This window comes from Streptomyces sp. NBC_00237 (genome assembly GCF_026342435.1).
Taxonomy (GTDB): domain Bacteria; phylum Actinomycetota; class Actinomycetes; order Streptomycetales; family Streptomycetaceae; genus Streptomyces.
On the sequence record NZ_JAPEMT010000004.1, the window covers coordinates 398621 to 423956 of the forward strand.

The 25336-nt window shown below is 71.2% G+C and carries 26 protein-coding genes and 1 pseudogene; 14 read left to right on the forward strand and 13 right to left on the reverse strand.

From position 1 onward, the window contains the following. Positions 1-41: 41 nt before the first annotated feature. From OG897_RS34195 to OG897_RS34205, 3 genes are all read left to right on the forward strand, one after another. Complete coding sequence (locus OG897_RS34195; RefSeq protein WP_266663726.1) at positions 42-713, forward strand: DedA family protein; 672 nt, start codon at positions 42-44, stop codon at positions 711-713. A gap of 146 nt (positions 714-859) precedes the next feature. Further along, positions 860-1984 (forward strand): sensor histidine kinase, encoded by a 1125-nt coding sequence (locus tag OG897_RS34200; protein ID WP_266663727.1) that lies wholly within the window; start codon positions 860-862, stop codon positions 1982-1984. Then, positions 1984-2619, forward strand: a complete 636-nt coding sequence (locus tag OG897_RS34205) for a response regulator transcription factor (RefSeq protein ID WP_266663728.1) — start codon at positions 1984-1986, stop codon at positions 2617-2619. The genes OG897_RS34200 and OG897_RS34205 overlap by 1 nt, the downstream gene beginning before the upstream one ends. Here the strand turns inward: OG897_RS34205 and OG897_RS34210 are convergent. Then, complete coding sequence (locus OG897_RS34210; protein WP_266663120.1) at positions 2616-3050, reverse strand: DUF4345 domain-containing protein; 435 nt, start codon at positions 3048-3050, stop codon at positions 2616-2618. The genes OG897_RS34205 and OG897_RS34210 overlap by 4 nt on opposite strands. Before the next feature lie 98 nt (positions 3051-3148). Here OG897_RS34210 and OG897_RS34215 point away from each other — a divergent pair, with 98 nt between their 5' ends. The 5 genes from OG897_RS34215 (at position 3149) to OG897_RS34235 (ending at position 6588) form a co-directional block, all read left to right on the forward strand. Further along, complete coding sequence (locus OG897_RS34215) at positions 3149-3754, forward strand: TetR/AcrR family transcriptional regulator (protein WP_266663122.1); 606 nt, start codon at positions 3149-3151, stop codon at positions 3752-3754. A 105-nt stretch (positions 3755-3859) separates the two neighbouring features. Next, the gene (locus OG897_RS34220; protein ID WP_266663124.1) at positions 3860-4948 is read left to right on the forward strand and encodes a protein kinase family protein; all 1089 of its coding nucleotides are present in this window, start codon (positions 3860-3862) and stop codon (positions 4946-4948) included. Between the two features lie 121 nt (positions 4949-5069). Then, positions 5070-5207 carry a hypothetical protein gene (locus OG897_RS34225; RefSeq protein ID WP_266663126.1) on the forward strand — a complete coding sequence of 46 codons (138 nt, stop codon included), beginning with the start codon at positions 5070-5072 and terminating at the stop codon, positions 5205-5207. Between the two features lie 170 nt (positions 5208-5377). Then, positions 5378-6076 carry a DUF2867 domain-containing protein gene (locus tag OG897_RS34230; protein WP_266663128.1) on the forward strand — a complete coding sequence of 233 codons (699 nt, stop codon included), beginning with the start codon at positions 5378-5380 and terminating at the stop codon, positions 6074-6076. Beyond that, positions 6073-6588, forward strand: a complete 516-nt coding sequence (locus OG897_RS34235) for a DUF3995 domain-containing protein (RefSeq protein ID WP_266663130.1) — start codon at positions 6073-6075, stop codon at positions 6586-6588. The genes OG897_RS34230 and OG897_RS34235 overlap by 4 nt, the downstream gene beginning before the upstream one ends. On the opposite strand, the gene OG897_RS34240 is transcribed toward OG897_RS34235, so the two are convergent. The 6 genes from OG897_RS34240 to OG897_RS34265 all read right to left on the reverse strand — a co-directional run bounded on the left by OG897_RS34240 (position 6566) and on the right by OG897_RS34265 (position 9460). After that, positions 6566-6688, reverse strand: a complete 123-nt coding sequence (locus OG897_RS34240; RefSeq protein WP_266663132.1) for a hypothetical protein — start codon at positions 6686-6688, stop codon at positions 6566-6568. The two genes, OG897_RS34235 and OG897_RS34240, sit on opposite strands and share 23 nt — an antisense overlap. A 102-nt stretch (positions 6689-6790) precedes the next feature. Then, positions 6791-7078: a MerR family DNA-binding protein gene (locus OG897_RS34245; protein ID WP_266663134.1), complete on the reverse strand. Its 288-nt coding sequence runs from the start codon at positions 7076-7078 to the stop codon at positions 6791-6793. A 115-nt stretch (positions 7079-7193) separates the two neighbouring features. Next, the gene (locus tag OG897_RS34250; protein WP_266663729.1) at positions 7194-7655 is read right to left on the reverse strand and encodes a peptidylprolyl isomerase; all 462 of its coding nucleotides are present in this window, start codon (positions 7653-7655) and stop codon (positions 7194-7196) included. 312 nt (positions 7656-7967) lie between these two features. After that, a complete protein-coding gene (locus OG897_RS34255; protein ID WP_266663136.1) occupies positions 7968-8306 on the reverse strand; it encodes a hypothetical protein in 339 nt (112 codons plus the stop codon). A gap of 121 nt (positions 8307-8427) precedes the next feature. Then, positions 8428-8622: a hypothetical protein gene (locus OG897_RS34260; RefSeq protein ID WP_266663137.1), complete on the reverse strand. Its 195-nt coding sequence runs from the start codon at positions 8620-8622 to the stop codon at positions 8428-8430. 256 nt (positions 8623-8878) lie between these two features. Next, positions 8879-9460: a TetR/AcrR family transcriptional regulator gene (locus OG897_RS34265; RefSeq protein WP_266663138.1), complete on the reverse strand. Its 582-nt coding sequence runs from the start codon at positions 9458-9460 to the stop codon at positions 8879-8881. A gap of 354 nt (positions 9461-9814) precedes the next feature. On the opposite strand from OG897_RS34265, the gene OG897_RS34270 reads away from it, so the two are divergent. The 3 genes and pseudogenes from OG897_RS34270 to OG897_RS34280 form a co-directional block, all read left to right on the forward strand. Next, entirely contained in the window at positions 9815-11017 is a 1203-nt protein-coding gene (locus OG897_RS34270) for an agmatine/peptidylarginine deiminase (RefSeq protein WP_266663140.1), read from the forward strand. 2 nt (positions 11018-11019) lie between these two features. Next, positions 11020-11937, forward strand: a complete 918-nt coding sequence (locus OG897_RS34275) for a DUF4436 family protein (RefSeq protein ID WP_266663142.1) — start codon at positions 11020-11022, stop codon at positions 11935-11937. 83 nt (positions 11938-12020) lie between these two features. Continuing rightward, positions 12021-12179, forward strand: a pseudogene (locus OG897_RS34280) (short chain dehydrogenase); the annotation flags it as partial. A gap of 54 nt (positions 12180-12233) precedes the next feature. Here the strand turns inward: OG897_RS34280 and OG897_RS34285 are convergent. Beyond that, the gene (locus OG897_RS34285; protein ID WP_266663144.1) at positions 12234-13763 is read right to left on the reverse strand and encodes an MFS transporter; all 1530 of its coding nucleotides are present in this window, start codon (positions 13761-13763) and stop codon (positions 12234-12236) included. Between the two features lie 295 nt (positions 13764-14058). Between OG897_RS34285 and OG897_RS34290 the strand changes: the two genes are divergently transcribed. After that, on the forward strand, positions 14059-14193 hold the full coding sequence (locus OG897_RS34290; RefSeq protein ID WP_266663146.1) for a hypothetical protein: 135 nt from the start codon (positions 14059-14061) through the stop codon (positions 14191-14193). Between the two features lie 260 nt (positions 14194-14453). Further along, on the forward strand, positions 14454-15158 hold the full coding sequence (gene fabG / locus OG897_RS34295) for a 3-oxoacyl-ACP reductase FabG (protein WP_266663147.1): 705 nt from the start codon (positions 14454-14456) through the stop codon (positions 15156-15158). 307 nt (positions 15159-15465) lie between these two features. Here the strand turns inward: fabG and OG897_RS34300 are convergent, their stop codons facing one another. The 4 genes from OG897_RS34300 to OG897_RS34315 all read right to left on the reverse strand — a co-directional run bounded on the left by OG897_RS34300 (position 15466) and on the right by OG897_RS34315 (position 19184). Continuing rightward, a complete protein-coding gene (locus tag OG897_RS34300) occupies positions 15466-15639 on the reverse strand; it encodes a hypothetical protein (protein ID WP_266663148.1) in 174 nt (57 codons plus the stop codon). Positions 15640-15685: 46 nt separating this feature from the next. After that, entirely contained in the window at positions 15686-16270 is a 585-nt protein-coding gene (locus OG897_RS34305; protein WP_266663149.1) for a hypothetical protein, read from the reverse strand. Between the two features lie 475 nt (positions 16271-16745). Continuing rightward, positions 16746-18179: an MFS transporter gene (locus OG897_RS34310; protein ID WP_266663150.1), complete on the reverse strand. Its 1434-nt coding sequence runs from the start codon at positions 18177-18179 to the stop codon at positions 16746-16748. A gap of 102 nt (positions 18180-18281) precedes the next feature. Next, positions 18282-19184: an NAD(P)-dependent oxidoreductase gene (locus tag OG897_RS34315; protein WP_266663152.1), complete on the reverse strand. Its 903-nt coding sequence runs from the start codon at positions 19182-19184 to the stop codon at positions 18282-18284. Positions 19185-19323: 139 nt separating this feature from the next. Here OG897_RS34315 and OG897_RS34320 point away from each other — a divergent pair, with 139 nt between their 5' ends. Beyond that, positions 19324-20385: a GlxA family transcriptional regulator gene (locus tag OG897_RS34320; protein ID WP_266663154.1), complete on the forward strand. Its 1062-nt coding sequence runs from the start codon at positions 19324-19326 to the stop codon at positions 20383-20385. Between the two features lie 40 nt (positions 20386-20425). Here the strand turns inward: OG897_RS34320 and OG897_RS34325 are convergent, their stop codons facing one another. Then, positions 20426-25270: a hypothetical protein gene (locus OG897_RS34325; RefSeq protein ID WP_266663156.1), complete on the reverse strand. Its 4845-nt coding sequence runs from the start codon at positions 25268-25270 to the stop codon at positions 20426-20428. Between the last annotated feature and the right edge of the window lie 66 nt (positions 25271-25336).

Here is a 25336-nt window from a genome sequence, read left to right on the forward strand (position 1 = left end):
CGGGCTCCGGCAGCCGACTCGTACGTCATCCGGAGGCCGTTGTGCAGCACGCCGTCATCACCCTGTCCGCCGCGCCGGAGCCCTCCGGCGGCATCGCCGGGTGGGCCACCGGGCTGGTCGAGACCCTGGGCGGGCCCGGGGCGGGGGTGGCCATCGCGCTCGAAAACCTCTTTCCGCCACTGCCGAGCGAGGTGATCCTGCCGCTGACCGGGTTCGCCGCCGGGCAGGGGGCGATCACGCTGGTCTCGGCGCTGTTCTGGACGACGCTCGGTTCGGTGGTGGGGGCGGTGGTCCTGTACTGGCTGGGCCTGCTGTTCGGGCGTGAGCGCATGCACGCGGTGTGGGCGAAGCTGCCGCTGGTCAAGGCGGGCGACCTGGAGCGCACGGAGGCGTGGTTCGTGAGGCACGGCACCAAGGCGGTGTTCCTGGGGCGCATGGTGCCGATCTTCCGGAGCCTGGTCTCGGTACCTGCCGGGGTCGAGCGGATGCCGCTGCCCGTGTTCGTCATGCTGACCACGCTCGGCAGCCTGATCTGGAACTCGGTTCTGGTGCTGGCCGGTTACTGGCTCGGCGACGGGTGGGAGGTCGTGGAGTCCTCGGTCGGAGTGCTGTCCAAGGTGGTGCTCGTGCTGGTCGTGCTGGCCTTCGCCGGGTACGTGGCGGTACGGGTCCGGGGCCGCGAGGCAGCCGCCCGGCACCGCCGTACGTCGTGAGGGTTGTAGGGTCGGGCACCGTGCGGGGGGAATCCGGGGACAGCGGCGCAGGTCACGAGGGCATCGCCCCGGTCGGTCCCACCGCACGCCCCGTCGACACCACTCCACGCCCCGCCAAGTCCACTTCCCGCACCCCCTCCCGCCCGATGCGCGTCCTCGGCACGCTCGCCGGATGCGCCACGGCGCTCCTGCACACCGCGTACTTCCTGACCGTCGGCACCGCCCTCGGCCCCTTCCTCCTCTGGCCCTTCACCCGGGCCGGGGCCCTCGGTGTCCTGCTGGGCGGAGCCCGGCGGCTGACGGAACTGGAGCGCGCACGGCGGACCTTCTTCTTCGGCGACCGCTTCCCCTCCCCGCCCCACCGGGCGGCGGGCCCGGACGTCCTGCGCTACCTGGCGGTCCGCAGTGGTACGGGCCTGGTGCTCGCGGTGGTTCTGGCCCTCCTGCTGTTCGGCGTCGCCCTGGCCGGGGTGCTGGCGCTCAGGGCAGTGCAACTCTCGCTCGGTGTGGGTCAGTTGCTGACCCAGGCGGGACTCGGCAGCGTCCTCCTCTTCCTCGACGTACAGGGGATGTACGCACTGGCCGCGCTCGACGCGCGCACAGCACGGGAACACTTCGGCCCTTCCGAGCGCGAGTTGCTCCAACGGCGCATCGACGAGCTCGCCGCCAGCCGCGCGGCCGTCGTTCGGGCCGTCGACTCCGAGCGCCGCCGCATCGAACGCGATCTGCACGACGGAGTGCAGCAGCGCCTCGTCGCCCTGTCCATGCTGCTCGGCCGGGCCCGCCGGGGCCGCGCCCGCGACCCCGAGCACGCCGACGCACTCCTGTCCCAGGCACACCAGGAAGCACAGGGCGTCCTCACCGAACTCCGCGAGGTGGCCTGGCGGGTCTACCCCTCCGCGCTGGACACGCTGGGCCTCCAGGAGGCGCTGGGCGGGGTCTCGGAACGCTGCGCGCTTCCCGTACGTACGGAGTACGACGTGGCCGCACCCCTCCCCCAACCGGTTCGGACCGCCGCGTACTTCGTGGTGTCGGAGTCCGTCACGAACGCGGCCAAGCACGCGGGTGCGACCCAGGTGTCCGTACGGGTCCAACTCCGCGACGAAACCCTCCACTTGAGCATCACCGACGACGGCCGGGGCGGCGCCGACCCCTCCGGCGGCGGGCTGACCGGGCTGCGCAGCCGGGTGGCGGCGTGCAACGGCGTCCTGCACATCGACAGCCCCGCCGGGGGTCCGACCACCATTGCCGCGGAGCTGCCGTGCACGTGATGATCGCCGAGGATTCGACCCTGCTGCGGGAGGGCCTCGTACGCCTGCTGGCGGAGGAGGGGCATGAGGTGCCCGCCGCCTGCGTCGACGCGGACTCGCTCCTCACGGAGATGGAGGTACGCCGTCCCGACCTCGTGGTCCTGGACATCCGGATGCCGCCCACGCACACCGACGAGGGGCTGCGGGCGGCACTGGAGATCCGGGAGCGGTGGCCAAAGGTCGGGGTCCTGATGCTGTCGCAGCACGTCGAACGCCGTTACGCGGCACAGTTGTTGGGCGCGGGGGCGGAGCGCGTGGGCTATCTGCTCAAGGACCGGGTCGGGCAGGTGGAGGAGTTCCTCGACGCGCTGGAGCGGGTGCACGCCGGGGGTACGGCGCTCGACCCGGAGGTCGTACGGCAACTGGTGTTCCGTACGACGCACGGAGACCCGCTGGCCCGCCTGACGCCGCGTGAGCGGACGGTGCTGGAGGCGCTGGCGGAGGGCCACACGAACACGGCCATCGCGCAGAAGCTGCATCTGTCGCTGAGCGCGGTGGAGAAGAACCTCGCGGCGGTCTTCGACAAGCTGGAGCTGTCGCAGGAGGGCGGGTACAGCAGACGGGTGCTGGCGGTGCTGCGGTACTTGGGGTCCTAGGAACGGGCCGCGGCCCCGTGCCGCTTCTCGTCGGCATCGGCGTCGGCATCGGCGTCGGCGTCGGCGTCGGCGTCGGCGAGCCAGAAGAACACGGGCGGCAGGGCGAGTTCGAGGACGAGCAGCGCGATCTGGAACGGGTGCGGGCTGCCGGCCGTGGCGAGCGACAGCAGCCGCCCCACCGCCCCCAACAGGAAGATCGCGGACAGGACGCGTACGACGCTCGCCGGGACCGGTGCCTGCCTGACCGCCCAGAGCCAGGCGAGGCCGTACCCGGCGAAGATCGCACCGAAGAAGCGGCCGAGGCTGTCGATGGTGGGACCCGCGTTCTCGCCACCGGGGATGACGGCGTTGCCGCCGACGACGTGCAGAACGCCGATCGCCACGCAGGCGACGCCCATGACGCGGGCCAGGACCTTGAGAGCGGTGGACATGGAGCAACTCACCTTCTGCCGAACCCTATTGAGGCTTAGTAGACACGCGTCATTAAGCTACCGGAGCTTAGTGGACGCGTGTCAAGTAGAGTGCCTCCGTGACTCCTCGCACCCCCGGTTCCCCCCGCAAGCGGCTCACCCCCGAAGGCCGCCGCGCCCAACTGCTCGCGGTCGGTTCGGAGTTGTTCGCGGCCCGGCCCTACGAGGAGGTGCTGATGGAGGACGTCGCGGAGGCGGCGGGAGTGTCCCGGGCGCTGCTCTACCGGCACTTCGCCAGCAAGCGGGACCTGTTCGTGGCGATCTACCAGCAGGTGGCGGACAAGCTGCTCGCCCAGTCCCGGTTCGATCCGGCGGACACGCTGGAGGAGCAGTTGACCGAGGGCCTGGACGCGCACATCTCGTACTTCGCCGAGCACCGCAACACCGTGATCGCGGCGAACCGCACGCTGGCGGGCGACCGCCTGGTCCAGACCGTGATCGCGACCGAACTGGACGCGCTGCGCGAGCGGTTGCTCGACGCGCTCGGCGTGACGGATCCGGGGCGGCGGGAGGCGGTGTCGGCGGTACTGAAGGGCTGGCTGGTCTTCGTCCAGGTCCTGTGCGTGGACTGGCTGGAGCGGGAGACGTGTACGCGGGTGGAGCTGCGGGAGGTGGCGATCGGGGGACTGCGGGGGGCGCTGGGGCCGCTACTCACGGAGGGGTAGGGGGTGAGCCCGGGTCACGGAGGGGCAGACGCGAGCCGGGGTCACGGAGGGGTGGGGAACGAGCCCGGGAAAGGGGAGCAGGCGGGGCGCGGCTAGGCTCCCCGCATGTCGCTTCCGGCCCGCCGCACCGCACACGCCCGCGTCTCCACCGCCCTCGCCCTCCACAGCGACCGCGCGCTCGCGGACCTCCTGGACCGAACGGCCCCCTCCGGCAGCGGCATCGGCGGGAAGACCGCGCTCCTGGACGTCGAGGGGACGCGGGTCTTCGTCAAGCGCGTCGCGCTCACCGACCTGGAACTCCGCCCGGAGAACCTGCGCTCCACCGCCAACCTCTTCGACCTGCCGCTCTTCAGCCACTTCGGCATCGGCGCGATCGGCACGCCCGGCTTCGGGGCCTGGCGCGAGCTCGCCGCGCACGTCATGACGACGGACTGGGCGCTCTCGGGCGCGTACGAGGGCTTCCCGCTCCTCCACCACTGGCGCGTACTGCCGGACACCACTCCCCTGCCCGACGAGCTCGCGGACATCGACCGGGCCGTCGCCTACTGGAACGACAGCGCACCGATGCGCGACCGGATAGAAGGCGTCCGGGACTCCCCCGCGAGCCTCGCGCTCTTCCTGGAGTACATCCCGCAGAACCTGCACCAGTGGCTGGGCGAGCAGACCGCAGCGGGCGAGGAGTCCACCGAGCGGGCCTGCGCGCTGGCCGAACGTGAACTGGCCGCCGGGACCGCCTTCATGAACGACCACGGCCTCCTGCACCTCGACGCCCACTTCGAGAACATCCTCACCGACGGCCACCGCCTCTACTTCACGGACTTCGGGCTCGCCCTGTCCGACCGCTTCGACCTCTCCCCCGCCGAGGCCGCGTTCTGCGAGAACAACCGCACGTACGACCGCGCGTACACCACCTGGCACCTGGTGAGCTGGATGGTCGCGAACCTGTACGGATACGAGAGGGAGGAGCGCGTCGCACGCGTGCAGGCGTACGCCCAGGGTGAGATCCCGACCGGAATCCCCGACTCCGTGGCCAAGCTGATCATCCGTGACGCGCCGCTCACGGCACTGCTGTCGGACTTCTTCCGCAGGTTCCGGGAGGAGAGCCGGGAGACCCCGTACCCGGAGCCGGACATCCTCGGGATCGGAGGCAGGGACCGCCCTGATCTCTTCCCTTCCCGTCCCGCCCATCCCTGAGGAGAGCCCGCAAGCTAGAAACCCGGGGCTTCCCCCACGGTCGCCCTCCCGCGCCCTCCCGGCGGGCCTGCCCGTGACGGGCCGGAGGTCCAGCGGTGCCGTCAGCCTGAGCCTGAGCGACGTGGACTCGGTCGAGGTGTCCACCTCCTCCGGGCGCATCGACCTGACCGGGGCCACGGCGCCCGTGGACATACAGACCACCACTGGCTGGACGACCGGAACCAGCCTGCAAGGCGACATCACCGTCGAACCCGCCTGACCAGCACGGCAGTTGTGCCCAGCAGGACACGCGCGCGGCGTCCGCGATGTGTCCCACCTCACCGTCCCACCGGATATACGCAACCGTACAACCGGCCTAACCTCATGCTGTACGCCAGCGTATATCGGGGCGGCGGATGACGCCCCGTGGCAGGAAAGGCGGCTGCGGCCATGAAACTTCCTCGCACTTCCCACACCGACCAGCCGTGGCTGGTCCACGACCTCACCCCCGACTTCGCAGTCGAAGACGTGTGGTCCTTCCGGACTCCGGGCGCCGGACCCGACGACTTCCCGGTGATGCTCGCCGCGATGCGGGGGCGCGGCAACGTCTCCCAACAGCCAGGCCCCGTGAGGTTCTTGTTCGCGGTGCGCTGGAAGCTCGGAGCCCTGTTCGGCTGGGAGAAGTCCGGGTCGGGCCTCGGCGGGCGGGTCCAGCCACTGCGGGACCGGATCCCGGAGGACCTCCGGGAGACCACGGACGGGGTCGGCGACGGACTGTTCAGCCCGGTGTACCTCCGCCACAACGAGGCGGTGCGCGAGCTGGCGAACGGCACCGTGCACACCCTGATGCACCTGGGGTGGGTACCGGCGGAAACCGGATCCGGCACCGGCACCGACGACTACGAGCTGCGGATGGCGGTGCTGGTCAAGCCCAACGGCCGCTTCGGACGGCTGTACATGGGCTGCATCGCCCCCTTCCGGTACTTGATCGTCTATCCGGCGCTGACCCGGGCCTGGGAACGCGCCTGGCGGGACCGCGCACGTCTGCTCCCCGAGGGACCCGGGCGACCTGACGGACCCGGGGGACCCGAGGAACCCAAGCCACAGGCTCCCGCCGCCCCCACCAGCACCACCACCCCCCAGTCATGAGCGCGACACTGGTCAGGACCGTGGTTCCGGCGACGCTCGCGACCGCGCTCACCGGCATCGGCGGCCTCCACCTCCTCTGGACGTTCACCCCCTGGCCCCTGCCGGACGCGACGACGTTCTCGAACCTCATCGGCGGCGAGGCCAGCGGCACCATGCCGCCGGTCGCCCCCACCGCACTGGTGGGCTCGGCCCTCATCGGCAGCGCCGCACTCACCCTCATGGTCAACGAGACTCTTCCCGGGGTCGGCCCGGAGCGCCTGCGCCGCCTCGGCGTCTACGGCCTCTCCGGTGTCATGCTGCTGCGCGGGGTGGGCGGCTACGCCCTGAACCGGGGCTCCACCAGCGGCTTCCGAACCTGGAACTCCGCGCTGTACTCACCGCTGTGCATCGGCCTCGGCATCCTCGCGGGAACCGTCGCCGTCTCCGCCACCCGGCGCGCCCAGGCCACCGCCGACGACACCCCGGCACTCCAGACCCGACGCCTGCCGTTCACCCGGTTCCGGCGGGCGTGATCGACGCGGCGACGAGCGCGGTCAGCACGCGCATCGCCATCAGCACGGCGTAACTGGGGGCCAGCGCGGTCGCCACCTTGGAGGCGGCGAACACCACCAAGCCGCCCACCACCAGGGCCTTGCAGTAGCTGTTGCCGATGCTGGAGCAGTCATGCGCGCACCGTAGGACCCTGACACCAGTGTCAAGCGCAAGCTGCCGAGGTCAGCCGACAGGCGCCTCATCGCCCCCGGGCCCGACCCCGGAACGGACGCTCGCGTGATGCGCGGCGAGCCGCCCCCTGGCCTCCTGAAGGCGGGCGATCCGCTCGTCAACACCGGCCAACCTCCGCTGTGCGGTGCGTAGTTCGGCCGCACAGCGAGGGGAGTCGGCCAGCGGACGGTCCAGGCAGCCCGCCGCCAGGTACTGGGCGACGTCCTCGGTGGTGAGGCCCGCGCCGAGGAGTTCCTTGATGTTGCGGGCCACGGCGACGGCGCGCTCGTCGTATCGCATGTCAGGTCAAGGCGCGGGCGGCGCGCTGCTATTCCGTCCAGGACAGAGCCGTACAGGACTGGTCCATGCAGGACCGAGCCGTACGAGACGCATCGCCGCCCGCGCGTGCGGGGGATCAGACGACTCCGGAGTCGGTGATGGTGACCGGGGCCTTGGTGGTCCCCTCCTGCGAGCCCTGCGCCTCCGCCTTGCGGACGACGTCCATGCCCTTGACGACCTTGCCGAAGACGACGTGCTTGCCGTCGAGCCACGGGGTGGCGGCCGTGGTGACGAAGAACTGCGAACCGTTCGTGTTCGGGCCGCTGTTGGCCATCGAGAGCGTGCCCGCGTCGGTGTGCTTCAGCGAGAAGTCCTCGTCCTTGAAGGTCTCGCCGTAGATGCTCTTGCCGCCGGTGCCGTCGCCCGCGGTGAAGTCGCCGCCCTGAAGCATGAAGTCCGGGATGATCCGGTGGAAGGTCGACTTCTTGTAGCCGAAGCCCTTCTCGCCGGTGGCCAGGGCACGGAAGTTCGCGGCGGTGCGCGGCGCGACGTCGTCGCGCAGGGCGAATTCGATGCGCCCGGCGGGCTTGCCGTCGATGGCGACGTCGAAGAAGACGTTCTTGCCCGGGGCGGCGGGCTTGCTCGACGTGGACTTCTCGGCGGTCGGCTCCTCGGCGCTGGAGCAGCCGGAGAGGAACGGAACCGCCAGAACGGCGGCGGAGACGGTGAGGACGAACGAGCGACGGCGCACGGTTGCGGGCCTTCCGGGTCAGGAGTTACTGGTGCGATGAACGGTCCATGTTCTCCCGGACCCGGGCGGAGTCGGAAATGACACCGTGCCGGTCACCCGGACGGAGGCGGGCGGACCTCCCCGGCGGAAGACCCGGACGGACTCCCCCGCCGCCTCCGCTCAGTCCTCCCCCTTCCCGTAACCGGCCTTCAGCGCCAGCTGCTGGAGCAGCTCGCTCGACGAGGTGTCACCGCGCCCCGTGTCGTGCACCTCCGCCAACTGGTGGAAGACGAAGGCGAACACGCTCACCAGGCGCGCGGTCGACCGCCGCAACTCCCTTTCCTCCTCCTCGGAAAGACCCGTCGGCAGCGCCCCGTCGAGCAGCTCCGCCACCAGCTCGCCGACCACACGCCCGTCGGCGGGCTCGTGCCCGTGCGGATCGCGGTGGATGTCCCGGTACCACTGGCCGCTCTGGGTCAGCACGCCGATCACCCTGGAGAGCATCTCTTGTTCCTTCATGGTCCGGAGCGTACGGCGATGTGCGCTGCCGTACGCCCCGAACCGGAGCGATCTCACACGCCTGATCTCACACGCCTGTTTTCCCGCGCCTGATCTCCCGCGCCCGAACGCATCCCGCCCGTCACACGGCGGGCTGTTGCCGCGTCACGCAGTGGATGCCGCCGCCGACCGCCGCCCGGTCGGCCGTCGTATCGCCGAAGTGGGTGCTGATGACAGCCCCGTTGCAGAGGTAGTAGGTGGCGTACGAAGCCAGGAAGCAGGAGGTCGCGTCGACGTGGCCGGATCCGAAACCGGTCCCCGCACGGGGCCCGTGCACGGACGCGTACTCGTACGGGTCGATGTGGCGGCCCTCCCCCGGCGCGCGGTGCTCGCTGCGCTTTGCAGCCCCGGCGAGACCCCTGCGAGAGAGGCAGAGGGCTGGAGAGCACTCATTGCCGTACTGACTGAAATTTCAGTCATAACTCTGCGCATACGGGACATCACCTACGCCAGACACGGCGAAACCCGGGAAACCCCTCCGCCGGAACGAACCCCGAACGGGCCGAACCGAGCCCGCGGAACCGGACCGGCAGCTACAGCTGCCGCAACCCCGCCACCTCCACAGCGACCGCCTCCCGCATGAGGGTCCGCGCGTGCTCGATGCCGAGGCTCCCGCTCAGCCACCGCATGCTCAACCCCTGGAGGAGGGCGGTGAGCCGCTCGGCGGAGGAGGCCAGTGAGGCGGCCGACGCCATGGGCCGCACCTGCCCGAGGAGGATCGCCACCTCCTGCACCCACTGGAGCGTGGCCCGCGCGAGATCCTCCCTCAGTACGGGATCGAACACGGCGCTGGCCTGGAGTTCTCCCCAGGCGGAGCTGTTCTCGCGCACCTCGGGGGTGTCCTGGAGCTCCAGCAGCAGGACCTGTTCCAGCTCCTCGCGCGGAGCGAGCGGCTCGGCGTCGGGGTCCTGGGTGGTCGTGTACCGCTCGGCGCGGTCGTTGATGAACTCCAGCGTGTGGCGCAGGACCCCGGTGCGGTCCTTGAAGTGGTAGTAGATGAGGCCGGTCGAGACACCGGCCTCGGTGGCCAATTCCTCCACGCGGAGCCCGCGGACCCCGCGCCGGGCGATGACCCGGGCGGCCGCTTCAAGGATCTGAGTACTACGAGACGCCATGCCGTCAACCCTATCCGGACCGTCAGGACCCTCGGACGATCCTGCGCCACCCCCATCCAGTCCCTCACCTGCGTACCTGCCCCGACCAGGCAGAATCCACCTCAACCTCACCCCTCCCAGTTTGACTGAAAATCCAGTCAGTGTCACAGTGACGTCGTCTCGGCCACCCCCACATAGGTCGGCCACCCCCACCCACGCAGGGCACCGCCGCCTCCCCCACCACCTCACCGGCATGGAAAGGACGGGACGCCACTCGCGTGAAGTCCGGGTCCGTAGGTCCCGCCCGCCGCGCGCGCCTCACGTCGCGTGCGCGGCTGCCCGTTAGCCTCGCCCAGCCCACGATCGGAGTCCCCCGTGTCCCGCTTCCTCCCCTCCCCCTTCCGTACCGGCAGCTTCTCTCGCCGTACGACCCTGCGTGCCTTCGCCGGGATCGGCGGCGCCGTCGCCCTCGGTGCCACCGCCTGCGGCCCCGAGGACTCCCCGAAGACCACGGGCGCGGTCACCCCGGCCGGGGACTCCTCGGTAACTGCGGCCCCGTCCACCGAACGCCGCCGCTTCGGCGCCGAGTGGGACAGCCACACCCGTACCTTCATGTCCTGGCCCGCCCTGGAATCCGTGTGGGAGAACGACCTCCGCTACGTGCGCGAGGACATCGCGCGCATCGCCCGGGCGGTCGGGAAGTACGAGGCGGTCGTCATGATGGCCCGCCCGGACCAGCAGAAAGCGGCCCAGCGGGCGTGCGGCTCGGACGTCGAGGTCATCGCCCTCCCGGTGGACGACCTGTGGGCCCGCGACACCGTCCCGGTCTTCGTGGAGGAGGGCGACGAGGTCGTCGGCGTCGACTTCAACTTCAACGGCTGGGGCAACAAGCAGGAGCACGGCAGCGACGCCAAGGTCGGCCGCACGCTGCTCGCCAAGTACGGCGTCCCGCGCGTCCAGGCACCGCTCGTCGCGGAGGGCGGTTCCTTCGAGACCGACGGCGAGGGAACCCTCCTCGTCACCGAGAGCTCGATCGTCAACGACAACCGCAACCGGGGCAAGAACCGGGACCAGATCACGAAGGAGCTGATGTCGACCCTCGGCGTCGAGAAGGTCGTCTGGCTGGCGGGCGTCCGAGGCCAGGACATCACCGACGCGCACGTGGACAGTCTCGTACGGTTCACCGCACCCGGTGTCGTCCTCTTGGACCAGGCGTTCCCCGGCACGCCTCCCGACTCCTGGTCCCGCTCCGCCGACCAGGCCCGCTCGGTGCTCTCCCGCGCCACCGACGCGCGCGGCCGGAAGTTCGAGATCATCGACCTCCCCCAGCCCGACCTGGACCGCATCACCGGCGAGGGCGACGACTTCGTGTCGACGTACGCCAACTTCTACGTCGCCAACGACTCCGTCTTCATGCCGAAGTTCGGCGACCGCAAGGCGGACGACAGGGCCCGAGGCATCCTCCAGGAGCACTTCCCCCGGCGGGACGTCGTCCAGGTCACGATCGACACCATCGCCTCCGGCGGTGGTGGCATCCACTGCTCCACGCACGACCAGCCCGGAAAGCCCGCTGCCTGACGATGGCCACGACATCCCCCCGCCGCCCCGGGCTCCTGGGCACGGTCCTGATCCTCCTCACCGTCACGGCGGCCGTACTCGGCGGCCTCTGGCTCCAGTTCGGCGAGCGCGAGGACCAGGACGCCCGCTCGACCGTGGGCAGTTCGGCCCCGGACCGTATCGACATCGACGCGTCCGTCCAGCGCGTCGACGCCCTCGGCCGGGAGCTGGCGCTGCGGGTACGGGTCACACCGCGCGGCGCGTACGCGGAGGCGGGCGGGGTGGCCCCGGTCGAGGACCTCACCCTCCAGACCTCGCCCTCGGTGCGCGGCGACCTGTCCTTCCCCGCCCACCGCCGCATCGCGAGCGTCGACGTACCGGTCACGCTGACGGGCGGCTCCGTCACGGACTACCCCTTCGACGCGTACGCGGCGGAGTTGGAGTTCGGGGCGGTGCTGGCCGGGGAGGGCGTCCCCGTGCGCATGACCCTCTCCAGCAGCGACGCCCTGTTCGCCCTCGACGTCGGGGGCACGACGGTGCGGGACGCGGTCGCCTTCAGCGCGGACGTGTCCCGCTCCCGGAGCGTGCTGGTCTTCGCCGTGTTCATGATGTGCGCGATGTGGGCGCTGGCGGTGGCGGTGCTGATGGGCAGCTGGTTCCTGGTCAGTCGGCGCAAGGGCCTGACCTGGCCCGCGCTGAGCTGGATGGCCGCCACCCTCTTCGCACTGGCGGCCTTCCGCAACGCAGCCCCGGGCACGCCGCCGATCGGCAGCCTGCTGGACTACCTCGCCTTCTTCTGGGCGGAGATCCTGATCGCGTTCTGCGTGATCGTGGTGGTGGTGCGGGGCGTACGGATGGAGGGGCCACCGGCACCGGAGGCCCCGAGGGGCCCGGCCGTGACAACAGTCCCGGAAGCCCCGGAAGCCCCCTCCCCGGGCTGACCGGTCAGCGTGCCGTCGTCACCGGGGCCAGTGACGGCACCGGCCTCGCCACCGCCACCAGAACCGGGGCGCCATCAACCTCCGCCCGGGGCTCCCGCCTCTACGGACCGAGCGGCCCCGGGCACCTGGGCGGCCCCCCGGCCGAACAGAAGCTCCACTCCCGCTTGCGCGGCGCCGACGAAGCCCGCCGCGTCTGGCAGGTGTCCCAGGAACTCACGGAGGCCGCGTTTCCCGAGGGGTGAGGCGTCGGCGGGCAGGAACCTGCGGTGCAGGCCCGCCCCCGCGACTCCCCCGCCTCACCCGGTGACGCGCTGCTTGGCGTGCTCGCCTTCACCTTCACCGTGCTTGGCGTGGGTGGTGACGCCGTGCTGCTCTTCTTCGGGACGGGCCTTCTTGGGCAGCAGGAAGGTGATGGCGAGGAAGCCCACCAGGAGACATGCCTGGACGATCAGCGCGTGGTGGAAGCCGGTGGTGAAGTCGCCGGTCTTGGCCCGGGCGAAGAACACCGAGCCGAAGACCGCGACGCCGATGGAGCCGCCGACCGCCTGGACCGCCGACAGGACGCCGGAGGCGGACCCGATCTCGTCGTCGTCGACCGCGGCCAGGATGAAGCTGAACAGGGCGGCGATCACCATGCCCGCACCGATGCCCGCCACCGTCACGCCGGGAGCGATGTCCCAGATCGAGAACGAGCCGGTGTCGAGGCCGTCGAGCTCGATCCACAGCAGAGCCGCACCGGCCAGTTGGACCAGCGGTCCGATCTGCAGCACCTTGCGGCCGATCCGGTCCGCGAGGAACGCGCCGCTGACCGCGCCGCCGATCGCCGTTCCCACCGCGAGGGGCAGGTTGCCGAGCCCCGCGTCACCGGCGCTGAAGTGCTGGCCGAGCTGGAGGAACAGGGTCAGCGTGAGCTGGGTGCCGACGAGCCCGCCGAAGAACAGGGCGATGCCGCCGAGTCCGACGGTGAAGGCGGGCTTGCGCAGGAGGCCCGGTGTCACCAGCGGTTCACGGCCCTCGGCGGCCGTTCGGCGCTGCTGGAGGGCGAAGAGGGCGAAGCCGACCATCGAGGCGGCCATGCACAGCCACGACCACAGCGGCCAGCCGTCCTCCTGCCCCTGGTTGAGCGGCAGTACCAGGAGTGCGCAGGAAGCCACGACGAGGGCAGCGCCCGTCAGGTCGACCCGTACCGCACGGTCGCCCGCCTTCTTAGGCACGAACTTCGCGGCGAGGACCAGCGCCGCGAATCCGATGGGCAGGTTGATCAGGAACACCGACCGCCAGCCCAGACCGAAGAAGTCGCCCTCGATCAGGAAGCCGCCCAGGACCGGGCCGATGATGCCGCCCAGGCCGAGGACGGGACCGAAGATCGCGAAGACCCGGGTGAGTTCGGGGCCGGAGAAGTTCTCGCGCAGCAGGCCCAGGCCCTGGGGCAGCAGCATGGCCCCAGCCGTGCCCTGGATCAGGCGGAAGCCGATCAGCGCCTCGATGTTCGGCGCGGCCGCGCACAGCAGCGAGCTCGCGGTGAAGGCCGCCAGGCCGATCAGGAACATCCGGCGCCGGCCGTACCGGTCGCCGAGCCTGCCGCCGAGAACCAGTCCGGCGCCCAGCGTGAGGGCGTAGCCGCCGATCACCCATTGCAGCCCGACGGAACCGGCCCCGAGCGACTTCTCCAGGTCCGGCCCCGCGACGTTGACGATCGAGGCGTCCAGGAGGTCCATGACCTCCGCGACGATCACCACCACCAGGATCAGCCACCGCCAGCGGTAGGGCTCGGCCGTCTCGTCAAGGGTGGGGGACGAGTCACGCACGCCAGTTACCTCCATCATGAAGCAATTCCACGATGAAGGTAAATTGGTCTCGACGGGTTGTCAAAACGGCGCGAAGAAGCCCTCGACGGGACGACCGAACTGCAGCCGACCACGTCACGGATGCATCCGCGCCCCCTTCAGGACCTTGTTCACGGCGTTGCGCGGGCGGTTGCCAAGGGCTTCCACTCAACGAGAAACGCACTCTGAGCAGGCGATTCACGTGACGCCCGGTCGCTGGTAGGGCACCAAGGCCGTCGCGGGGGGCGAGAGGGGGACAGCGTGTCGACACGGGCACATCACCGGACGGTCCGGGGTGATCGAGATCCGCGACCTGCTGGCGCGCGTCCTGGATTCGTCCGTGGAACTCGCTGCGGCCGGCGTCGGGCTGAGTGAGGCGGCGTACCGGGTACGGGAAGCTCACGGGGGACGATGGCAGGCCGCCCTCTAGCCCCCGCTTCGCTTTTCGGGCATTCAGGCAATCACGCAACAGCTCCGTCGCCCAGTGGCCGCTGCACCGGTACCGGGAGGACCAGTTCCGCCAGTACTGGAGATGTACGGATAGGGATATCCATCGAACGCGTTCAATCCAGGTGTCAGAGTTGATCCACCGTCAGGCCCCCGCAGGAGCGGGTACCCGGCGCGCTTGCCCGCACGGCGTGACCTGCCGGAGCGGAGCCGGTATCAACCAGAACCGCGAAAGGGACCCCCATGGGCCGCAGCGTCTTCATCACCGGTGGCAACCGAGGCATCGGCCTCGCGATAGCCCAGGCCATGGCCGCCGACGGTGATCACGTCGCGGTGACCTGTCGTGCGAGCGAACCACCGGCCGGAGTCCTGGGTGTGCACTGCGACGTCACCTCCCCCGACGACGTCGACAGGGCGTTCCATCGCGCCGAGGAGGCACACGGCCCCGTCGAGGTCCTGGTGCACTGCGCCGGAATCACCCGGGGCAGCCTGCTGGCACGGATGTCGGAACTCGACTTCACCGACGTCCTCGACACCAACCTGACCTCCGCCTACCGGGTGGCGAAGCGGGCCAGCCCAGGCATGCTGCGCGCCAAGGGCGGGCGCATGGTCTTCGTATCCTCGGCGGTGGGCCTGCTCGGGGAAGCGGGCCTGTCGAACTATGCCGCTTCCAAAGCGGGCCTGGTCGGCTTCGCCCGCTCCCTTGCCCGCGAGTACGGGTCGCGGGGCATCACCTCCAACGTGGTCGCCCCCGGCCTCACCGCCTCCCGCATGACCGAGAATCTGCCCCAGGAGCGGATGGACGCGATGGTCGCGCAGACCCCGCTGGGCCGCATCGCGCAGCCCGAAGAGATCGCCGCCGCCGTGCGCTTCCTCGCCAGCTCTGCGGCCTCGTACATCACCGGCGCGGTACTGCCCGTGGACGGCGGCGTCGGCATGGGCCACTGAACCCCCACCTGACGGAGACGCCCAAGGGGCGCTTCGATCACCACACGGGGCCAGCAAGGAGGCGGCCTCGGAAGGAGGGGCATCTCCAACGTGACCATCGACGCGCAGCGTGTGGCCGCTGCTCGCAAAGCTACCCAGGAGGGGGACTTCGGGCAGCAGCAGTTTCGATCCCGCGGCGGCGACCCAGCTTCTGGGGCTGCTCGGCGGGACGGGCAACCGGCTGGGACGGCCCATCGCCTGGAGCAACCTCGTGGGGGCCACGCCCGAGTTCGGCCCCCGTCCTCGCACGAGGGCCGAACACCGTGTGTTACCGGCGGCGGCGGTTGACGTGCACCTCAGGCAGGTGTTCCTTCCACCACTGTGCTCGCGGGGCAACGAGCGGGATGAGGAAGAAGGCTGCGATGAAGAGAAGAAGGGCCAACACCCATGCGTTGGAGGGGTCTTCCTGGAGCAGGCCGATCAGTTCTCGAATCATGGTCATTGTTTCGGTTCTTTCGGTCCGGGCCGGCGGCCTCTGACCGAAAGGGTCAAGCGGCCACCGCGAGAGGTTGGGAGAAGACGTCAGAGAGCAACGGCATTCCCGGCGCTCGGGGTACCCGCGGTGTCGCACGCCTGATCACACCGCACGGCGAGGTGCTGGAAGGCGGGTGGTGCTCCAGCAGTCCATGAGGTGGCGGTTCGATGAGGTCCTGAAGCAGCCGCATGACGACGTTCTGGATCTTCGCGACATCACTCGCCAGAGCACGAAGTTGCTCGACAGTGAGGCCGGACAGTGCCCTGGCTACCTGGCTCAGCAGGTTCGTCGTGATGGAAGGCAGACACCACGGCTCATTCGCCTCTACCGGATCCTGCGCAAAGAACGAGTCGAGATAGACAGCGCCGCCGTAGCCGGGCTGGCCTGGCCCTCCCCACTCGTCTCGCCGCGTCAGCGCGTCAGGGCCGTCCAAGACTGCTTGCAGGGCGGCGACGGACTGTTGTCCATTGACGACCACCATCTGCATGACGGCGCGCCGGTGCATCTCTGCGTCCAAGGCATCTTGGACGCGTGCCAGTTGAGTGCTGATGCGCTGAGTGGCGTGGAGGTCAGGGATCGCTGCGAAGTCGATCAGCACCGCCCGACAGTGGGCAGAACTACCGTCGTCGGACTCTGGAACGATCAGGATGTTTCGGGGGTTCAGGTCACCGTGGACGGTTGTCCCATCCAGGTGAAGGCGCGCCCAGGACTCCCACGTTTCGACGAGCGGAGGGAGCACTGCTCGTAGCTCGCCTGTTGTGGAGTGGAAGTGGGGCACCCTCAGACGCTACCGCGAAGTCAACGCGAACTTGCGCCGTTCTCACGAACGTTAAGCGCCCCGCCGTCAATAGGCTGGTCGTCGTGCAGCGCTCTCGCTACGAAGCTTGCCTTCGTCCTGGATCCTGGCGATGCGGAACTGAGCGATGCGGAACTGAGCGGTGCGGAACTGAGCGGTGCGGGGCTGGGTGGGGCGGGATGGGGTGGTGTGGTGTGGTGTGCATGGCAGGGCGCGCGGCATGGCCGTCGCGGAACCGGGATCCCGGTTCCGCGACGGCCATGTGACGTGCAGTTCTCTACTGGTGCTGCGGCTCCCTCGTCTCGGTCGGGGCCGCATCGGATGCGGATGCGGCCTTCACGGCGGTCCTCCCCTTCTTCCTCCGCAGCCCCGTCGCGGCCACGACCGCCGCGATCAGTGCCGCGGTCAGCGGTACGAACAGGGCGGCCCGGAAGCCACCGATCAGGTCGTCCGGCGAACTGCCCTGGGTAGCCACCGCGTTGACCGTCGTGACCGCCGACAGACCGAGCGCCGCGCCGAACTGGAAGGACGTGTAGAGGAGTCCGCCCGCCAGGCCCTGCTCCTCCTCCGCGATGCCGTCCGTGGCCACGATCGTCAGCGGACCGTACGCCAGCGAGAACGCGAGGCCGAGCAGCAGCATGGACGGGAACATCAGGGCGTACGAGCGGTCCGCGCCCAGCGGCAGGAAGAGGGCGTAGGAGACGGCGGCGAGGATCAGCCCGCCGAGGATGACCCTGGCGTTGCCGAAGCGGGCGACCAGGCGCGGGGTGAGGGTCGGGGCGAGGATCGCGTCGATGCCGATCGCGAGGAGCGCGAAGCTGGTGGCGAGGGTGGACCAGCCGCGCAGTTCCTGGAGGTAGAGGACGGCGATGAACTGGAAGCCGAAGAATCCGGCGGCGAAGAGCAGGCCGACGACGTTCGCCCTGACGAGCGCCGCGTTGCGCAGGAGGCCCAGACGGACGAGCGGTGCCGCCGAGCGGCGTTCGAGGATGACGAAGGCGGCGAAGAGGAGCAGGCTCGCGCCGAGGGTGGCCACCGTCCACAGCGCGCCGGTGTGCGAGGCGCGTTCCACGCCGAGGACGAGCAGGATGATCGCGCCGGTGACGGTGATCGCTCCGCCGAAGTCGACGCCGTGCGGGCTGCGTTCGGGGCGTTCGCCGCGTGGCAGCAGGGAGAGTGCGGCGATCAGGATGGCCAGGGAGAGCAGCACCGGGGCGAAGAAGACCCAGCGCCAGTCGATGGAGGTGAGCAGACCGCCGACGACGAGGCCGATGGAGAAGCCGCCGGCGGCCGTGCCGGAGTAGACGAGCAGGGCCTTGTTGCGCTGGGGGCCCTCGGCGAAGCTCGTCGTGATGATCGACAGACCCGCCGGGGTCATGAACGCGGCGGCCACACCGGTCACGAAGCGGGCCAGAATCAGCATCCAGCCCTCCGTGGCCAAACCGCCGAGCCCGGAGAAGAGCAGGAAGACGGTCAGCCAGAGCAGGAACATCCGGCGGCGGCCGAAGAGGTCGGCGGCCCGCCCGCCGAGCAGCATGAAACCGCCGTAGCCGAGCACGTAGGCGCTCATCACCCACTGCAACTGGCCCGTGGTCAGGCCCATTTCGGACCTGATGGAGGGCAGCGCCACATTGAGCATCGCCACGTCGATGCCCTCCAGGAAGATCGCACCGCAGAGGACGAAGAGGACACCCCAGGCGCGTCTGTCCATCCGTGGGAGAGGGACCGCAGGTGCAGACATGGACATGACAGGACTCCTTGCGAGGGAGGGAAAAGGAGGGAGGAGGGCGGGGGCGAGGGAGCAGCGCCGGGGTTACGACGGGCCGCCGGGCTTCCGCAGGACCTCGATCACGCTCGCGTAGCTGTCGGAGCCGTGGCCCCTCGCCTTGGCGCGCTCCATGGTGGCCTTGAGGAGTTCGGGCAGGGCGTTGTCGAGGCCCCGGGACTCACCGGCGTGCAGGAGGTGGTCGATGGTGACGATCTGCACGTCGACGGTGGCGTCGTCGCCGGGATAGTGGCCCTCGTCGATCTGTGCGGCGTAGGTGTCCATGAAGACGCTGACGGTCTTCAGCCAGCGCAGGGCGATCTCGGTGTAGGCCCTGGCCTCGATCTTCTCCGCGCCTACCAGGGCGGTGCCGTGCAGCCATCCGTTGAAGGTGGCCCACATGAGGCCGAGGAGGGCGGAGTCGTAGAGGGAGGCGAGCCCCGGGTCTTCGCCCAGGTGGAGGGGGTCGCCGAGGGCTCCGAGGGTCGGGCGGTGGGTGGCGAAGACGGCGGTCGGGCCGCTGTAGAGGAACATCACCTCGGGGGTGCCCACGCCCGGCGGGGTGGTCATGATGCCGCCGTCGAGGTAGTCGACGCCGTGCTGGACGGCCCAGGCGGCGGCCTCGTGGCCCTGCTCCGGGGAGCCGGAGGTGAGGTTGACGAGGGTCTTGCCCGCGAGGGAGTCCGCGAGGGGGTCGAGGACGCCGAAGAGCGCGTCGTAGTCCAGTACGCAGGCGATGATCAACTGGTTGGAGGCGGTGGCCTCCTGGGGGGTCGCGGCGAGGCGGGCACCCCGGTCGACGAGCGGCTGGGCCTTGCCGGGGGTGCGGTTCCAGACGGTGACCTCGTGGCCGTGGTCGAGGAGGGCGGCGGCGAGGGCGGAGCCCATGTTGCCGAGGCCCAGGACGGTCACGGCCTGCTTGCCGATCCCTGATGATGCGTCAGAAAGCATTCGTTTGCTCCGTGTTCGGCCGCTTTCGCGGTGTTCGATCTCGTGAATCAAAGATCTCAGTGCGCACGGATCGGAAACAGTGGCAGCGGTGACGGCAACCACCAAATTCCTGCCACCTCTTGTGCTTAGGCTGTACGGCATGAGTGCTCCTACTCCTGCCCCTGTCCCCGGCCCTGGTCCCGGCTCCGTGGCCGTGGTCGTACCGCAAGACATCGGGGTCCCCTCGTGGGACCTGTATGAACTGAGCATCCCGCTCACCGTGTTCGGGCAGCCGCCGCCCGATCTGACCATCCCCTGGTACGACCTGAAGCTGTGCCGTTCGGGGGAGGCCGCGGCGGAAGGCGCGGGGGCGGCCCCGTACGGGATGTCGCTGCGCACTCCGTACGGGCTCGACGATCTCGTCGGCGCGGACACGGTGATCGTGACCTCGGTGCCCGACCCGTGCGTCGAGGAGGGGCGGCCCATGGACCCCGCACTGATCGACGCCCTGCGCCGGGCCCATGCGGCGGGCGCGCGGATGATGTCCCTGTGCACAGGGGCGTTCGCACTCGCCGAGGCGGGGCTGCTCGACGGGCGGCGGGCGACCTCGCACTGGCTGCACAGCGCCCAGCTCGCCACGCGCTACCCGAAGGTGGAGGTCGACGACTCGGTGCTGTACGTGGACGACGGTGACGTCCTCACCAGCGCGGGCGTCACCGCGGGCCTCGACCTGTGTCTGCACCTGGTCCGCCGCGACCTCGGCGCGCACGTCGCCAACCAGTTGGCCCGGCGGATGGTGGTGCCCGCCCACCGACCCGGCGGGCAGGCGCAGTTCATCGACCTGTCGGTGCCGGACACCGACTGCGGGAGCCTCAATCCCGTACTGGACTGGGCCCGCGCGCACCTGGACGAACCGCTGACCGTCGAGGACCTGGCCCGGCGCGCGGCGATGAGCCCGCGCACCCTGCACCGCAAGCTCCAGGCGGCCACCGGCACGACCCCGCTCCAGTGGCTGCTGAACCAGCGCCTGGGCCGGGCCCAGAGCCTCCTCGAATCGACGGACCTGCCGGTCGAGAAGGTGGCGGAGCTGAGCGGCATGGGCACGGCGAACAACCTCCGCCACCACTTCCTCAAGCAGATCGGGGTGTCCCCCAGCGACTACCGGCGGGCCTTCCCGAAGGCGGCCCTGGTGCCGCCGGTGGCCGCCCGCCTGGCGAACTGAACGAGCTACCGCCGGGGTGGGAACGGTACGGGGAGGACGGTCAGGAAGCCTTGGCCGTCACCCCCTCCCACGCCCGCTCGAACATCTCGTGCAGGGGCGCCGTGGGAAGCACCCGCAGGAACGGGGAGAAGATCTGGCCCCTGAACCACGGCCGCACCGCGTACGCGGCCAGCTTGGCGGTCTCCAGCGGCAGGTACGGCGACTTGAGCTCGGTCCACTCCCCGGGGAGGAACAGGGTCCGGCCCGCCCTGGCCCGCTTGGCCTCCAGCACCGCGCCGGTAGCGAGCAGTTCCGCCCGGACCTCGCCGAGCCGCTTGGCGGACCAGCCGTTCCAGCGGCGGACGTTGCGGTCGGTCGGCTCGGCCAGCGCGGCGAGCTGGAGGTAGAGCGCGGCAGCGTCCTCGCCGGTGCCCAGGTGTGCGGCGGCGCGGGCGACGAGCTCGGGGCAGGACTGACGGGGGTCCGCCTCGTACGCCCCGTCCGGTACGGTCCCTGAGCGCGACCGGTGCATCATGCGCTCCAGGCCGGCGCCCGCCAACAGCGGTTCCAGCCGGGCGAGTTCGTCGGCCAGGCCGGTGTCCGCACCGAGCCTGCGCAACGCCTCGGAACCGTCGACGAGCGCGGGCCGCAGATAGGCCGCACCCTTCGGGGCGCACACGACCACGGACCCCGCGTCGTAGGGAACGACCTCGAAGGGCCCCTCCTTCTTGCGCGTGTGCATCGCCACCGGCAGCCGTGCGGGACCGAACCGCTCGGCGAGCTCCTCCGGAGTGCCCTTGACCCAGCCGTAGTACACCTCCATGAGCAGGTCCGGGCGGGCGAGTTCGCCGCGCAGCCGTTCGTACAGGTCGTACGCGCCCGCCGTCGCCGGGTCGCCGACGGGGCGGTCCGTCCACGCCCAGACCAGGGCGCTCGCGATCAGCCTGCACGGGAGGCCGACCTGTGTCCCGTAGCGCGGGGCGGGCCCGGCCGGAGGGATCGGCCTGACCTCGACTCCCGCACCGTACGCACTGGCCGCCAGCTCCCAGCCGACGGCGGGCACGGCCGTGTCCCGGGCCGCTGCGTAGCCGCCCGCGAGGCGGCGGGCCCACACCTCGGAGAGCCCGAGGTCCGCTTCGAGGGTGTCGGCGGCCTCGTCGTGCACGGCGGGCTCGGCCCCGATGCGCTCGCACCAGACCGCGGCCATCCGCTCGACGGCCGCCTCGACGCCGCCCGGCCCCCACAGGTCGGTGGGGTCGTCGGGCAGGGCGGCGGCCAGGAGCGCACGACGGCCGCCCTGACCGAGGCGCTTGCGCAGGCTTCCGTACGATTCGACCGTCAGCGGGGTCGCCTTGTAGGGGGCCTTGCGGATCAGAGCGCTCTCCTCGTCCTCGTTGGCGCTGCCGACGAGCCCTCCCACCACCAGGCGGGCCAACGCCTCGCGCACTCCGGTGAGTTCGGCGAAGCGCGCGGCTGCCGACTCGGGCAGCGGAACCGGTCCCAGGGTGTCGACCGCCGCCACGAGTGCCCGCAGCCGGGTGGCGTCGTCCCGGTCGATCCGGACGAGACGGGCCTCGGGCAGGGGTGCGTCCGGCAGGGGCTCGGGGGCGGCCTCGGGTGCGGTGGCCAGCTCCGTCGCGGGGGTAGCAGCCTCCGTCGCGGGGTCAGCGGCCCCCTTCGCGGGGTCGGCCGCCGTCACGAACCAGCGCTGCTTTCCTCCGCCGCGCCTCCCCGCCGACGCCACCGCCGCGCCTGCCTCGCGCAGCCCGGCCAGTGCCGCCGGGTCGTCCGTGCTCCCCGCCCACCAGCGGCTGCCTTCTTGGGCGAACGGCTGGTCGGCCCAGGTGTCCAGCAGGGCGAGCAGTGCGGCCCTGGCTTCGGGCGGGGTCGGGGCGACCGCCGCGCGCCAGGCCACCGCGTCGATCGCACCCAGGAGCTGTGACCAGTCGTGTGGCGGTGCGGGGGGCGAGAGGCGGCGCACCTCCTCCCCGATCGTCCCGGCCAGGCAGGCTCCGTCGGAGGCCAGGGCCGCGAGGGTCGCGGGCTGGGCCGCGTCCGCTGCCGGGCGTCGTACGGCGCGGGAGCCGTCCGTGAGGAGTCCGTGGAGGGCCGGGATCAGGTCGACGTCGAGCGCCGAGCGGCGCGGAGCCGCGGGCGGGGCCTCGCCGAGGAGGGTGACGCGGTGGTGCAGGGCAAGCCGCCGCTTCTCCACCTGCGCCGCCCGCCGGGTCACGGCCGCGACCGCCTCGATGAGGAACGGGTCGGTGAGGGCGGGCAGTTCCCGGGTCACGGCGGTGTACAGCGCAGCCGAGGCCGGTCCCGAGGCCGATTCGAGATCGGTGAGGGCGGCTGCGAGCAGGGCGTCCGCCGTGTGCCGGGCGACGGTGCGCAGGGCGCGGGAGGCGGCCGGGTCGCGGGTGCGCAGCAGGTACCAGAAGGCGGGTGGAAGGGCGACGCCGCCCGAGGCGGTGGCCCGGCGGTCGGTGTGGGTGGGGCGGGAGTGCTGGGGTGCGGTGTGGCCGTCCTGTTCCCAGAGGAGGGCGCCGTCGGCCGCGTAGGCGCGTACTCCCGTGCGGGTCTGGGCCTCGGCCAGGACGACGTCCTCGACCGCGCCCTCCGGTGCGGCCCACAGGCCCCAGGGTTCCTGGCCCTGCCGGTCGATGTCGAAGCGGGCGGTGCGCCCGTCGATGCTCTCCACGAGGTAGTGGTCGGGGGCGTGGTCGCGATGCCGGGTGCGGAAGAGGACGCGGGTGCCGACGAGGCCGTCCTTGCTGCCGAGGGAGGAGCCGGTCAGGCCCTCGGGCAGCGGGGCGAGCTGGAGGGCTTCGGAGTCCAGGGACAGGTGCGCCTCGGTGTCGGGGCTCGGGGCGCGGCCGGGGAAGTCCGGCAACGGGCGGACGCCCTGCCGCTCCCCCGTGACCCGGTGGACCGTCTCCCAGGGCTTGCGGCCGTAGACGGTGTTGGTCCAGAGGTGTGCGCCGTCGCCGAGCTGAAGCTCCTCGCGGTCGATGCCGGTCGTCTCGCCGGGGCGCAGTACGCGCAGGCCGCCGTGCCGCCCTCCCCCGTCGGCGGTCTCGAACTGGAACCCGTACGCCCCGTCCAGGCTGCCGTCGAACGGGACGAGCCCGGACAACTCGTCCGGTGTGAACGGCTCGTCGGGACGGTCGGCCCACACGGCGGTGTCGCAGTAGTAGGGGCTCGGCTGGAGGGTCCAGCTGACCAGGAAGGACCCGCCGACGTAGTGGACGGCGTACATGGTCGCCCCGTCCGGGACGGTGAAGCGGCACGAGCCGCGCTCCCCGTCGGGTGCGACGGCGATGGCCAGGTCGCGCCCGAAGACGGTCAGCACCGGCCAGGTGGAGGTCACCCCTGCCACCCCCGGCAGCGGCCCGTTCCCTTCTTCACCATCGGCCGCGAGCCGCTCGTAGGCCGACTCCAGGGCGGGCCAGGCCAGTTCCTCGGGCAGCCCGGCGGCGAGGGAGCGCCGCAGGGCACCCGCCGCGCCCGCCGCTTCGAGGGCGTCCGCGACGCCGTCGAGGGCGGACACCGTGGGCCGGTCCAGTACGGTCTCCAGCTCCGCCACCGCCTCCTCGGCCCCGGCCATGCCACCGCCCCCGACGGCGTCGACGAGCCTGCCCGCCCGGGCGGCCACGCCTTGGGCGATGCCCGCGTTGCCGGGCAGCAGGGTGACGGCCGAGCCGGGGCGACGGCCGCGCGCCGCATGCCGGCTGGGCAGCAGGTTCGCGTGCACGGTCCCCTCCAGCAGGGGGCCGAAGACCGGGTCGGCGGCGACGGCGGCCAGGTCGCGCCGGGACTGCTCGCCCCAGAAACGCATCCGGACCTCGCGGCCGGGGTCGACGACCGGGACCCCGGCCGCGAGGCAGGCGTCCAGCACGTCCGAGTCGAGCCCCTGGTAGTGGAAGCGGGTGAAGTGCACGGCCACCGGCTTCTGCGAGGCCCGCAGCCGGGGCCCCAACCGGCCGATCAGGTAGAGGAATTCCTCCGGCACCTGCTGCCTGCCGACCCCGCCGCCCGGCTGCTTCGCGTATTGGTACATCCGCGTGAAGTGCCCGACCCAGTGGGCCAATCCGCCCTCCGGGGTGAGCCTTCCGGCCTCCATCGCGGCGGTCGCACCGCAGCCGATGAGCAGCCGGAGCCAGGCGCCGCCGTCGACGGCTCCGTCGGGGAAGACCTCCAGCAGGGCGGCGGCGACCTCGTCCGTCGGCGGGTGGGCGGTCAGGAGCGGGGCGGCGGCGGCCAGCAGCGCGTCCGGCACGGACTTCTCGCGCGTGACGGCCAGGATCGCGCCGATCGTCCGGGCGACGTCCGCGTCCGGGGCGCCTGCCGTCTTCGCGGAGGCCCGCAGTCGGCGCACCAGGTCCGCGGGGAGGTCCGCCTTCGAGTGCGCCCACGCGATGAGGAACTCCTCCAGCGCCGTGTGCGCCTCGGCGGGCTCCAGCGTCTCGGCGAGGAAACGCTGATGGGCCGCCAGTTCCTTGGCGGGCATGGCGCCGTACTTGGCGAACAGCAGCGCGTTGGCCCTGCGGTAGGCGGGGTCGACGGGCAGTCGGTGGTCCACCTCGGCGGTGCGGGCCGCCACATAGGCCCGCCCGCCGGGGCGGCTGCCGTACCCCAGCAGCCGGTGGCCGACCGTGTCCCAGAACCACGGCAGGTGCGTCGGGGGCAGCCGCCGTGCTCGTCTCGCCATGTCGTCCACGAACCGGCCGGGCTTCTGCCAGGAGCGCCCCAGCTCCGTGCGCATCTCGTCGACCAGGTCGCGTGCGATCCCGGCGGCGGCCGGATCGTGGGCGGCGGCCCAGTCGGCGTGCACGGTCGAGGTGTGCGCCTGACCGGGGAGAGGCAGCAGCCCATCCAGCGACGCCTGCGATGCGAGCTGTTCGTTCATGCTCCGGATCGTCGCACGCACCACTGACAACGCTGCTGCGGGGGACGATCGTCCGAGGTCAGCGGC